9 protein-coding genes are annotated in these 12,104 nt (G+C 58.3%); 5 read left to right on the forward strand and 4 right to left on the reverse strand.

Features of this window, described 5'->3' with window-relative positions; translation table 11 throughout:
* Positions 1–205 precede the first annotated feature (205 nt).
* The 5 genes from TAN611_RS04860 to TAN611_RS04880 all read left to right on the forward strand — a co-directional run bounded on the left by TAN611_RS04860 (position 206) and on the right by TAN611_RS04880 (position 7,967).
* The gene (locus tag TAN611_RS04860) at positions 206–775 is read left to right on the forward strand and encodes a murein L,D-transpeptidase family protein (protein ID WP_203067348.1); all 570 of its coding nucleotides are present in this window, start codon (positions 206–208) and stop codon (positions 773–775) included.
* 96 nt (positions 776–871) lie between these two features.
* The gene (locus TAN611_RS04865) at positions 872–1,942 is read left to right on the forward strand and encodes a LacI family DNA-binding transcriptional regulator (protein WP_203067752.1); all 1,071 of its coding nucleotides are present in this window, start codon (positions 872–874) and stop codon (positions 1,940–1,942) included.
* Positions 1,943–2,109: 167 nt separating this feature from the next.
* Positions 2,110–5,193, forward strand: a complete 3,084-nt coding sequence (locus tag TAN611_RS04870) for a beta-galactosidase (RefSeq protein WP_203067349.1) — start codon at positions 2,110–2,112, stop codon at positions 5,191–5,193.
* A 50-nt stretch (positions 5,194–5,243) separates the two neighbouring features.
* On the forward strand, positions 5,244–6,494 hold the full coding sequence (locus TAN611_RS04875; RefSeq protein ID WP_160031356.1) for an MFS transporter: 1,251 nt from the start codon (positions 5,244–5,246) through the stop codon (positions 6,492–6,494).
* Positions 6,495–6,665: 171 nt separating this feature from the next.
* Positions 6,666–7,967 (forward strand): mechanosensitive ion channel family protein, encoded by a 1,302-nt coding sequence (locus tag TAN611_RS04880; RefSeq protein ID WP_203067350.1) that lies wholly within the window; start codon positions 6,666–6,668, stop codon positions 7,965–7,967.
* On the opposite strand, the gene TAN611_RS04885 is transcribed toward TAN611_RS04880, so the two are convergent.
* From TAN611_RS04885 to TAN611_RS04900, 4 genes are read right to left on the reverse strand one after another with little or no spacing between them, the layout of a single operon-like run.
* Complete coding sequence (locus TAN611_RS04885) at positions 7,932–8,471, reverse strand: TetR/AcrR family transcriptional regulator (protein WP_203067351.1); 540 nt, start codon at positions 8,469–8,471, stop codon at positions 7,932–7,934. The genes TAN611_RS04880 and TAN611_RS04885 overlap by 36 nt on opposite strands.
* Positions 8,471–10,555 (reverse strand): FUSC family protein, encoded by a 2,085-nt coding sequence (locus tag TAN611_RS04890; RefSeq protein ID WP_203067352.1) that lies wholly within the window; start codon positions 10,553–10,555, stop codon positions 8,471–8,473. Before TAN611_RS04890 ends, TAN611_RS04885 begins: the two co-directional genes overlap by 1 nt.
* Positions 10,555–11,616: a multidrug transporter subunit MdtN gene (gene mdtN, locus TAN611_RS04895; protein WP_203067353.1), complete on the reverse strand. Its 1,062-nt coding sequence runs from the start codon at positions 11,614–11,616 to the stop codon at positions 10,555–10,557. The genes TAN611_RS04890 and mdtN overlap by 1 nt, the downstream gene beginning before the upstream one ends.
* Positions 11,617–11,642: 26 nt before the next feature.
* The gene (locus TAN611_RS04900; protein ID WP_203067354.1) at positions 11,643–11,900 is read right to left on the reverse strand and encodes a YtcA family lipoprotein; all 258 of its coding nucleotides are present in this window, start codon (positions 11,898–11,900) and stop codon (positions 11,643–11,645) included.
* Between the last annotated feature and the right edge of the window lie 204 nt (positions 11,901–12,104).

The following is a 12,104-nucleotide window of genomic DNA, read 5'->3' on the forward strand; positions in this document are numbered from 1 at the left end:
TTTATCTATGGCTTATAGTCTGATTGTTTTATTTTTCATGGTCGCCGGTAACGGATTCATATAATATGCTGCGGATGATTGATATATGAATGCTATATCTATTTTCCGCAGAACCGCTGACGCGTACCGGCGACGGCGAAGAACAAACGTAAGGACCCGCGGTTGAGCACCTTGCTCAGCCCATTTTTATGGAGATCTCACCGTTATGCATCGCCTCAAGCGCCCTGGCCGTGTCGGCCGTTATCTGCTGATTTTTTTCACACTGCTGGTGCTGTGTCCGCTGGCCTATAGCTGGCTGATGGCGCACTTTGGCTACGGTGCGCCGCCGGCGCAGCGTACGGCGGCAGAGCAGGTTGACCAGGTGCTGATTCGCAAGGCGTCGCGTACGCTGAGCCTGCTGAAGGACAACCGGGTGGTTGCCAGTTACCCTATTGCACTAGGGGGGGCGGCAGACGGCGGGGCGAAAACGCGCGAGGGCGATCGGAAAACGCCGGAAGGCGATTACACCATCGATTGGCGCAACTCCCGCTCCAAGTATTTTCTCAGCCTGCATATCTCTTACCCGGATGCTGACGATATCGCGCAGGCCAAAGCGGGCGGTTATTCGCCTGGCAGCCATATTATGATCCACGGACAGCCCAACGGCTGGGGATGGCTGGCGCCGTTGCTGCAGCGTATGGACTGGACCGATGGCTGTATCGCAGTGACCAACGCCGAAATGCAGGACGTGTGGTCGCGGGTGCCGGCCGGTACGCCGGTACGTATTGAGCCGTAAACCAGCGGGGGCCTGCGGCGCTCCTTTGCCCGGTGACGAAAAATCTTGCCGGCTGTGGCATGATAGCGCGGATAACTTTGGAATCAGGGGATGAATGTGAAACCGGTCACGCTATACGATGTTGCAGCGCATGCGGGCGTCTCTTATCAGACCGTCTCCCGCGTGGTTAACCAGGCCAACCACGTTTCCGCCAAAACCCGTGAGAAAGTCGAGGCCGCAATGGCGGCGCTCAATTATATCCCCAACCGCGTCGCCCAGCAGCTGGCGGGCAAGCAGATGCCGCTGATCGGCGTCGTCACCGCCAACCTGGCGCTGCATGCGCCGTCACAAATCGTTGCCGCCATTAAGTCCCGCGCCGACCAGGCCGGCGCCAGCGTGGTGATCGGCATGGTCGAACGCAGCGGCGTGGAGGCGTGCCAGGCGGCGGTGCATAACCTGCTGACGCAGCGGGTCAACGGGCTGATTATCAACTACCCGCTGGATGAAGACGATGCGCTCGCCGTTGCCAAGGCCTGCGGCAACGTGCCGGTGGTGTTCCTCGATGTTTCCGATAGCTACCCCGTTAACAGCATTATTTTCTCTCATGACGACGGCGCGCGGCTGGGGGTCGAACATCTGCTGCAGCACGGTCATCAACGCATAGCGCTGCTGGCGGGGCCGCGTTCTTCCATCTCGGCGCGGCTGCGGCTGGCGGGCTGGCATAAGTATCTGGCGCAGCATCAGCTGCAGCCCGTTGCGGAAATTGAAGGCGACTGGAGTGCGATGTCCGGTTTTCAACAGACGTCGCAGATGCTGAACGATGGCACATTGCCCACGGCGATGCTGGTCGCCAACGATCAGATGGCGCTGGGGGCGATGCGCGCGATAAGCGAGTTCGGCCTGCGCGTCGCGGCTGATATTTCGTTGATTGGCTATGACGATACTGAAGACAGCTCCTGCTATATCCCGCCGCTGACTACTATCAAGCAGGACTTCCCGCAGCTGGGGCTGAGCAGCGTCGACAGATTGCTGCAACTCTCCCGTGGCGAGTCCGTCACCGGCAACCAACTGCTGCCGGTCACGCTGGTCAAACGTAAAACCGTCCTGCCGTTCAACGCACAGGCCTCTTCACCGCAGGCGTTGGCCGAATCGCTGCTGCAGCTTGCGCGGCAGGTTTCACGTCTGTAAGCGCACGGTCGTGCGCTGTGGCGAAGCGCTCACATTTTTTCACCAAATGGCGCCATTAATGTGAGTCGGCTCACTCATTAAACAGCTACTCCTTTACAGAAATTGCCCCGTCTCCGTATGTTCTTTATCAATTGTGAGCGGATATCAATTTTTGATAGGACATAGCCATGACCCTGAATACGGATTCACTTGCCGCCGTTCTGGCGCGTCGTGACTGGGAAAACCCCGGCGTGACACAGCTTAACCGTCTGGAGGCCCACCCGCCTTTTTGCAGTTGGCGCAATGCCGATGAGGCGCGACATAACCACCACGCCGACCGGGTGCGCAGCCTGAACGGCGACTGGAAATTTGCCTGGTTTTCCGCGCCGGAAGCGGTGCCGGAAAGCTGGCTGCTGAACGATCTGACCGATGCTGACACCGTGACCGTGCCCTCTAACTGGCAGATGGACGGTTACGATGCGCCAATCTACTCCAACATTACCTATCCGTTTCCGGTCGATCCGCCGCAGGTGCCGGCCGACAATCCTACAGGCTGTTACTCGCTCACATTCAGTTTGGATAAGCAGGCGATACGCGGTGAGCAGACCCGTATCATCTTTGACGGTGTGAACTCCGCGTTCCATCTGTGGTGCAACGGGCGCTGGGTCGGCTACGGCCAGGACAGCCGCCTGCCGTCCGAATTCGATCTCAGCGATTTTCTGGTCAACGGTGAAAACCGTCTGGCGGTCATGGTGCTGCGCTGGAGCGACGGCAGCTATCTGGAGGATCAGGATATGTGGCGGATGAGCGGTATTTTCCGCGACGTCTCCCTGCTGCATAAACCGGCGGCGCACATCGGCGATCTGCGCATCACGACCCGTTTTAACGATGATTTTAGCCGCGCGTGTCTGGAGGCAGAGGTCAGGATGGCGGGGGAACCGCGTGACGATTTACGCGTCACCGTTCAGCTGTGGCGGGACGACGCGTTGACGGCAGAGGCCAGTGCGCCTTTCGGCAGCGCCGCCATTGATGAGCGCGGCGCCTACGCCGAGCGCGCTACGCTGCGGCTGGAGGTTGAACGCCCGGCGCTGTGGAGTGCGGAAACCCCGCACCTGTACCGCGCCGTGGTGCTGCTGCAGCGCGCCGATGGCACGCTGGTTGAGGCGGAAGCCTGCGATGTCGGCTTCCGTCAGGTCAGCATTGAAAACGGTCTGCTGCTGCTGAACGGCAAACCGCTGCTGATTCGCGGCACCAACCGCCACGAGCATCATCCGCAGCGCGGCCAGGTGATGGACGAAGAGACTATGCTGCAGGACATTCTGCTGATGAAGCAGCATAACTTTAACGCGGTGCGCTGCTCCCACTACCCGAATCATCCGCGCTGGTACACGCTCTGCGACCGCTACGGCCTGTATGTGGTGGACGAGGCGAATATCGAGACGCACGGCATGACGCCGATGAGCCGGCTGAGTGACGATCCGCGCTGGCTGCCGGCCATGAGCCAGCGCGTAACGCGCATGGTGCAGCGCGATCGCAACCACCCGAGCATTATTATCTGGTCGCTGGGCAATGAGTCCGGCCACGGCGCCAACCACGATGCCCTTTACCGCTGGCTGAAAACGGACGATCCGTCGCGTCCGGTGCAGTATGAGGGCGGCGGCGCGAATACCGCGGCGACCGATATTATTTGCCCAATGTATGCGCGCGTCGATCAGGATCAACCGTTCCCCGTCGCGCCAAAATGGTCGATCAAGAAGTGGCTGTCGATGCCGGGAGAGCAGCGCCCGCTGATTCTCTGTGAATATGCCCACGCGATGGGCAACAGCCTCGGCGGCTACGCGAAATACTGGCAGGCTTTCCGCCAGTATCCGCGACTGCAGGGCGGTTTTGTCTGGGACTGGGTGGATCAGTCCCTGACCAAGTATGACGCCGACGGTACGCCGTGGGCGGCATACGGCGGCGATTTTGGCGATACGCCCAACGATCGCCAGTTCTGCATGAACGGGCTGCTGTTTGCAGACCGCACACCGCATCCTTCGCTGTATGAGGCCAAACATGCGCAGCAGCTGTTCCAGTTTACGCTGCTGCCGGGTGATGAGCGCCGGATTGAAGTCGTCAGCGAGTATTTGTTCCGCCATAGCGATAACGAAGTGTTGCACTGGTCGATTGCGCAGGACGGCCGGCCGCTGGCTACGGGAGAGGTGGTGCTGGATATCGCTCCGCAGGGCCGTCAGTTGATCGCCCTGCCGGCCGTGCCGATGCCGGAAGCGGCGGGACAGCTGTGGCTGACGGTGCACGTGGCGCAGCCGCAGGCGACGGCATGGTCACCGGCCGGGCATATCAGCGCCTGGCAGCAGTGGGCGCTGGAGGAAAAACTCGACGGGCAGCCTGCCGCGCACGCCGACGAGGCTCCGCAGCTGACCAGCAGCGAGACGCATTTTAGTATTGCGTTGGGTGATAAGCGCTGGGAATTCTGCCGCCGGCAGGGCGTGCTGATGCAGTACTGGATCGGTGAAGAGGCGCAGCTGCTGAGCCCGTTGCGCGATCAGTTCACCCGCGCGCCGCTGGATAATGACATCGGCGTCAGCGAGGTCACCCGCATCGACCCGAACGCCTGGGTTGAACGCTGGAAGGCCGCCGGCCACTACCGGGCAGAGGCCGCGCTGCTGCAGTGCGAGGCCGAAGCGCTGCCCCGTGCGGTGCTGATCACCACCGCGCATGCCTGGCAGCATCAGGGAGCAACGCTGTTTATCAGCCGCAAAACCTATCGCATCGACGGCCGTGGCGATCTGCAGATTACGGCGGAGGTTGAGGTCGCCAACGGCACGCCGCCGCCGGCGCGCATCGGCCTGAGCTGCCAGCTGTCGCAGCTGGCGCAGCGCGTGAACTGGCTGGGGCTGGGGCCGCACGAGAATTACCCGGACCGCCTGACCGCCGCCTGCTTTGACCGCTGGGAGCAGCCGCTGGAGGCGATGTACACCCCGTACGTCTTCCCGTGCGAAAACGGCCTGCGCTGCGGCACCCGCGAACTGCAATATGGCGCGCACCGCTGGCGTGGCGACTTCCAGTTCAACATCAGCCGTTATAGCCAGCAGCAGCTGATGGAAACCAGCCATCGTCACCTGCTGCAGCCGGAGGCGGGCGTCTGGCTGAATATTGACGGTTTCCATATGGGGATCGGCGGCGACGACTCCTGGAGTCCTTCCGTTGCACCGGAATACCTGCTCAGCGCCGGGCGCTATCGCTACCAGCTGGTCTGGGGTCAAAAATAATAAGCGGGCAGGCCTGGGCCTGCCCATTTTTTTAACTGAGGAAATCCATGATGTATTATTTAAAAAATACTAATTTTTGGATGTTCGGTTTTTTCTTCTTCTTTTACTTTTTTATTATGGGAGCCTATTTCCCATTCTTCCCTATCTGGCTACACGAAATTAATCATATCAGCCAACGGGATACCGGCGTTATTTTTGCCTGTATTTCTCTGTTTTCCCTGCTGTTCCAGCCCGTTTTCGGGCTGCTGTCCGACAAGCTTGGTTTACGTAAACATCTGCTGTGGGTGATCACCGGTATGCTGGTGATGTTTGCCCCGTTCTTTATTTACGTCTTCGGGCCGCTATTACAGTTCAATATCTTACTGGGCTCGATCGTCGGCGGGATTTACCTCGGCTTTATTTACAACGCCGGCGCGCCGGCGATTGAGGCCTATATTGAAAAAGTCAGCCGCCGCAGCAGCTTTGAATTCGGCCGTGCGCGCATGTTTGGCTGCGTGGGCTGGGCGCTGTGCGCTTCGATCGTCGGCATTATGTTTACCATCAACAACGAATTTGTGTTCTGGCTGGGTTCCGGCTGTGCCGTGATTCTGGCGCTGCTGCTGTTCTTTTCACGCACCGATACGCACTCTTCTGCGGTGGTGGCGGACGCCGTGGGCGCCAATCAGAGCGCCTTTAGCCTGAAGCTGGCCCTGGAACTGTTCAAACAGCCGAAGCTGTGGTTCCTCTCGCTGTACGTGGTGGGTGTCTCCTGCACCTACGATGTGTTTGACCAGCAGTTCGCCAACTTTTTCACCTCTTTCTTCGCCTCCGGTGAACAGGGTACCCGGGTGTTCGGCTATGTCACCACGCTGGGCGAGTTGCTGAACGCCACCATCATGTTTTTTGCACCGCTGATCGTCAACCGTATCGGCGGCAAGAATGCGCTGCTGCTGGCGGGCGCCATTATGTCGGTGCGTATTATCGGCTCCTCGTTTGCCACCTCGGCGCTGGAAGTGGTGATCCTGAAAACGCTGCATATGTTTGAGGTGCCGTTCCTGATTGTCGGCTGTTTCAAATACATCACCAGCCAGTTTGAAGTGCGCTTTTCGGCCACCATCTATCTGGTGTGCTTCTGTTTCTTCAAGCAGCTGGCGATGATTTTCATGTCGGTGTTTGCCGGCAATATGTATGAAAGCATCGGCTTCCAGGGCGCGTATCTGGTACTGGGGCTGGTTACGCTGGGCTTTACGCTGATGTCCGTGTTCACCCTCAGCGGAGCCGGGCCGTTTTCTCTGCGCCGTGGTGCCAAAGAGGCGGTGTAACGTTATGTCGGATGGCGCGCGCTTGGTCGCGCGTCTTATCAGAGCTTCTGGTAGGGGAGATATCGCGTCAAACGGGCAGTTCCATGCGCTCAATCACATGTTTGGTGAAAAAAATCGGCGAAGAGTCGCTATTCTTGTGGCAGGGAATTTTCCTTTCTTGAGATCTCTGACATGCAAGAGCTGTTATCTATCTGGAACTGGCTGCTGGCGACGCCGCTGACGTTTTCCCTGTTGTCGATCGCTTTTCTGCTCTTCGCCGGCTTCGTTTCCTTTGTGGTCTGTAAACTGTTCCTACTGGGCATTGTCAGACGCTTTATCTTACACACCCATAAATCCGATCCGCTGGATAAAGATATGCGGGTCGCCAGACGGCTGGCCAATATTGTGCCGGTGGTGACGGTTTATTTCCTGTCGCGACTGGTGCAGGGGCTGCCGTCAGGGCTGTTGGAAACCATTCAGGCGATCTGCGGCGTGCTGTTCATTATCCACTCTGCGATGCTGATTAATGAACTGCTGGATATCAGCAACAGCGCCTATATCCGCAAGCACGGCGAAAAATCCCACTCGATCAAAGGCTATGTGCAGATCGGCAAGATCATCGTGTCGTCGATCGCCACCATTTTGGTGATCGCCACGCTGTCCAACAAATCGCCGGTGATCATTATCTCCAGTCTGGGTGCGGTCGCCGCGGTGCTGATGTTTGTGTTCCAGCACACGTTGATTTCGCTGGTGGCCAATATCCAGCTGTCGTCATCCAATGTGATTCAGCTGGGAGACTGGGTGGAGATGCCGCAGGGCAATATCAGCGGCGAGGTGACGGATATCGCGCTGCATACCATCACCATCCGCAACTGGGACAACACCGTTTCCCGGGTGCCGACCAAGAACTTTATTACCGAAACCTATACTAACTGGCAGCCGATGTTCTCCTCGGGCGGCCGACGTATCAAGCGCAGTTTCTTTATCGATCAGTCCAGCATCACCTTTGCCGACGGCGCGCTGTTGGAGCGGCTGAAAACGGTATCGCCGGTGAAATTCGCCGGGCTGAGCGACTATCTCAGCGGAAAGATGGAAACGCTGTCCGACGAACAGCTGATCCACCACGGCATTACCAACCTGGGCCTGTTCCGCAAGTATCTGCTTGAGTATCTGAAGGCGCGCGACGATATCCGCAATGATATGTACCTGGTGGTGCGCCAGCTTAGCCCGACTTCCGAGGGGTTGCCTATCGAGGTGTACTGCTTTACCTCGAAGGTGTTCTGGAGCGAGTACGAAGATACGCAGTCGGAAATTTTCGAATACATGTACGCCACCGCCCGCTATTTCGCGCTGGGTATCTATCAGAAGCCATCGGGTATTGATATGAACAATATGATGCCGAAAAGAACGCGCCACGGCGCGCATTCTCTCCCCGCCGATGCGCCGGCGGGGGAGCATTCAGTTGGCGCTCAGGAAATCGAGCGCCGCCTTTAGGCTGCGGGTGTCGTTATCCTGCTGATGCAAGGCCAGAATGGCGCCCCAGAAGAGCAGGCGATACGGCGTGGTATGCTCAGGCAGCGACTCCGGTGAGTCAACGCCGAAGAAGATTTGGTAGCGCTGGTCAAACACCTCTTTCACCGCCGCCGCCAGTCGTGGGTCGGCCGAGGTGGCCAGCCAGATCTCCATCAGCAGCACCAGCGGATTATGCTTCGGCTGCTGATACATAAATGTCATCAGTTCGATAATACGCTGTTTGCTGTCACGGGTATCGCCGGCCGGTACCTCCTGCAGGAACATCGACGCCAGAGCGTTGATCAGATCATAACGTCCGGCGGGGAAGTGGTGCCGCAACGCGCCGCGGGTGACGCCGACCATGTCACAAATGCGGTTTTCGCTAAAGGCGATATAGCCTTCCTCCGCCAGCAGGTTTTTCGCGGCGAGCAGCAATTTGTTTCTGGTCTCGTCAGCATTGCGCTGAATCACTTCTCTTTTCATCATCACACCTTGGATAGGATTACCTCACCGTCCGCACGCCATGGCGGAATAGAACGGCATAGAGTAATAACCTCTTGAGCGTGAAGCAAAAGCGTTTTTTCCCAGGGGGCCGGCGAAATGTCCTGCAGCGCCTGACTTAGCGGGGTGCCGTGCGCCAAGGCGCGGCCGATGACTACCGGCTGAACCGGCTCGTGCTGCAGCCCCGCGCCGTAGGCGCTGAGATCCGCCGCCAGCGTCAGCATCGCCTGTTCAATCAGGGCCAGCCGCGGGCTGCCCGGCATTTTTTCAGCCGCCAGCGCGTATTCGGTTTCCAGCCGATGCAGGGCTACGTGCAATTCACGCAGTTTCCCCAGCAGGGTCTGGCAGTTCAGCGTCAGCAGTTCGTTGTCATTACTGCGCCAGTTGGGCTCCAGCGCCACCTGCGCCAGCAGCTTTTGCGTGGCCTCCAGTTTGGCCCAGCCGCCTGCCTGCGCACCGTTGTTCAGTTTCAGCGGGCTGATTTTCCCGCCGAAGTAGGTAAACAGGCCAGCCAGCGACTGCCGCAGCGTTTTTCCTTCGGTTTCCGGCCACAGCAGGCCGTGTACCAGCGTAGTGACCACGATACCCAGCAGAATACCGACTACCCGGTCACGGATTTCCGGCAGCTCCGGGCTGGGGGCGAAGTCGCTGAACATTGCCAGAGAAAAGGCGAACAGAATCTGGACGCCGGCGTAGCTGCTGCGTTCTGAACCGGCGGTCACCCAGCCGCTCAGGGCTATCACCGGAGCCGCCATCAGCAGCAGCCCGACGATGGAATCCAGATGCGGCTGGATGAATACCGTACAGATCAGCGCCAGCGCACTGCCCACCAGGCAGCCGCCGATGCGCAGCAGACTTTTCTGCACCGAAGCGCCCAGCCCCGGCAGGGCGACGATAATGCAGGTCAGCATGGAGGTGTGAATACCGGGCCATTGGGTGCTGGTATAAAACACGTAGCAAATCGCTACCGCCAGCAGCGTTTTCACCGCGTATTTGACATAGGTGTACGAAATGTCTGTTTTCGCTGTCGGCTGTGGCTGCGATGCACTGCCGGCTGCATCTGTCTCCTGCTGCGGTGTGTCCAGTAGTGAAATACTCAGCAGCGCGCTGTACATTTCCCGCAGGCAGGCGGGCAGGGCGTCGGCCTGTTCCCGTTGCTGCAGCATCAGCCGATACGGCTGCGCGCCATTCTGCATGCTTTGCAAGAATACGCGGCACTCCCGGGCCAGCAGACGGCAGTGTGCGGCAATCTCCGGCGACGGCGCGTCGGCGGCCAGTTGGTACAGGCTGCGGGTTGCGGAGTACAAACGCTCCACCGTGGCGATTTCCGCCAGATGGCGGCCTTCATGACTGCGGTAGTCGGCGTCGCGCATTACGGAGAATTTTAAGTATTTATGCAGCGTCAGCGTGCTGTTTTGAATCTCTTCCAGGCTGGGCGCGGAGACGGGCTTGCCGTCCGCCAGCGAGTATAACGAGCTGCTGACCCGTTCCAGTATACGCCCCATTTCCTGCTGTAACTGCCGGACGGGCTCGACCGGCAAGAACAGCGTATTGATCACGTGCGCGACCACGGTGGCATAGCAGCCGGCTACCCAAGCCCACAGGCAGTTACGCACCAGCATTTCCCCGTTAGCGCTCAGATCGACAAAGCTCTGTGCGTAGGTGACGGTGATGGCAACGCCGAAAAACAGAAAACCCAGCCGGGAGGCACGCATCAGGTACAGCAGCACTATCAGTATGCAGGCCGCAGTGAGCAGCCTTAGCAGCGGATAATTGATGGTGAACTTGAGAATCAGGATCGCGCAGGCGACCGCCAGCGTATTGCTCAGAATAAATAGCGGAAAGATCATCCGGGTCAGCACGATGTTCTGCTGTGTGGCGAAGAAGATCACCAGCAGGGAGAAGGAGAGCATCGGCACGTTGAGCGCCATCGAAATAATGATGACGATCAGCGAGGAGATCAGGTAGCGCAGCATGGCGTTGTAACGGCCGGGGAATACGCTCAGCTCCTGCTGTAAAAAGCGTAGCAGGGCGTTTTGTTTCTCCGTGGTGGCGATGGGTTCACTCATTATGCGTTATCGTCGTTGTGGCCGAATAGTTCGCCGGAACGGATATTGACCACTGCCGAGGTGCCCATACGGAACAGATTGGCGTCCGGATTGACGATACGGATGCGCACCGGGAAGCGCTGGGCGACGCGCACCCAGTTGATGCTGCGGGACACGTTCGGCAGCCCGCCCTGGGTGGAGCCGCCGTCGTCCGGGTAGACGCCATAGCCGATGGAATCCACCACGCCGGTAAAGTTCTTGCGGGTGTTGCTCATCAGATAGACATCGACCTTGGCGTTGTCGCGGATATTCTGCAGCTCGGATTCACGGAAGTTGGCCACCACATACCAGGTGCTGCTGTCGATTAGGGTAAAGATCGCCTGGCCGACGCTGGCGTATTGCCCCGTGGTGGTGGTTAACGACGTGATACGGCCGTCGAAAGGTGCTGTCACGGTGGTATGGTCTAGGTTGAACTGCGCGGTGGAGATATCCGCCTTGACGACGTCGCGCTGGGCGACCAGCGCCGCCACGCTGCTGATAGCCGCGTTGGCCTGCTGCGCCTGCAGTCTGGCTGACTGCAGTTGGGCGGCGGAAGCGCGCTGCGCCGCACGAGCCTGATCCAGCGACTCTTTGGAGACGTAATTCTGCGGGCGCAGCGCTTCCAGACGGCGCAGCGTATTGGCATCCTGTTCGGCGGCCGCCCGTGCTGCGTCGACGCGTTTTTCCGCTGCCCGCGCGTTGTATCCCTGCGCATCGACATCGCGCTGCGTCAGAATGATTTGCTGTTCAAGCTGCGCCAGGCTGGCTGTCGCGCGGCTCAGCGCATCCTGGTAGGGGCGCGGATCGATGCGGAACAGCACGTCGCCCTTTTTCACCAGTTGGTTTTCTTTAATCGGCATCTCGATAATCCGGCCGTTAACCTGAGGGGCGACATTGATGGTATCGGCATACACATAAGCGTCATCGGTTCTCGGTGCTTCATCAATGGTTTTGATCACCCAGATCAGTACGGCCAGCGTCACCACCGTCAGTATGGCGACGAACAGCCGTTTTTTTAGCGTATTTCCTGCAGCGTTTAACATGCTCTCTCCTTGCTGAGCTGGTGTAATCAGTTAAAGAAAATAGCCCAATACCCCATGGAAAACAGTGCGATAAGCAAGGGGTAGGTCAGGATATAAGGCGTCAGCCACTCTGCTTTTTTCTTCGCCGTCAGAATCATGTACACCACGACGGTGGTGAGACAGCCGCCGGTGATGCAAAACAGCCAGTCGGGGAAATAGGCACCGAGCACATTGATGGAAGGAGAACGGGAATGGCAGCCGCTGAGCAGCATGGCGAGTCCCGCGATCATAAATAACTTGCGCATAAGTAGGTATCGGCCTGAGAAGAATAGGCGAAAGATACACCAGGGATTTATGGACATACAACCATGTATCTACAATGGTTATTGGCTTGGTTTTTATTAAACTTATTATTTTTCAATCTGATATGTTTTTTTTGTTGTTGCCTGTGATAGGTAAACTTCCTAAGCATAATCGCCAGATATGCTCATCATTTATCACTGATAACA

The sequence above is a fragment of the Serratia sp. Tan611 genome (genome assembly GCF_905188235.1).
In the GTDB taxonomy this organism is placed as follows: domain Bacteria; phylum Pseudomonadota; class Gammaproteobacteria; order Enterobacterales; family Enterobacteriaceae; genus Serratia_B; species Serratia_B rhizosphaerae.

Bases quoted from the DNA above. Each gene is read 5' to 3' on its own strand.
- TAN611_RS04885 (WP_203067351.1), bottom strand. From the start codon at position 8,471: ATGATGAAAAGAGAAGTGATTCAGCGCAATGCTGACGAGACCAGAAAC.
- TAN611_RS04860 (WP_203067348.1), top strand. From the start codon at position 206: ATGCATCGCCTCAAGCGCCCTGGCCGTGTCGGCCGTTATCTGCTGATT.
- TAN611_RS04880 (WP_203067350.1), top strand. From the start codon at position 6,666: ATGCAAGAGCTGTTATCTATCTGGAACTGGCTGCTGGCGACGCCGCTG.
- TAN611_RS04875 (WP_160031356.1), top strand. From the start codon at position 5,244: ATGTATTATTTAAAAAATACTAATTTTTGGATGTTCGGTTTTTTCTTC.
- mdtN (WP_203067353.1), bottom strand. From the start codon at position 11,616: ATGTTAAACGCTGCAGGAAATACGCTAAAAAAACGGCTGTTCGTCGCC.
- TAN611_RS04870 (WP_203067349.1), top strand. From the start codon at position 2,110: ATGACCCTGAATACGGATTCACTTGCCGCCGTTCTGGCGCGTCGTGAC.
- TAN611_RS04900 (WP_203067354.1), bottom strand. From the start codon at position 11,900: ATGCGCAAGTTATTTATGATCGCGGGACTCGCCATGCTGCTCAGCGGC.
- TAN611_RS04890 (WP_203067352.1), bottom strand. From the start codon at position 10,555: ATGAGTGAACCCATCGCCACCACGGAGAAACAAAACGCCCTGCTACGC.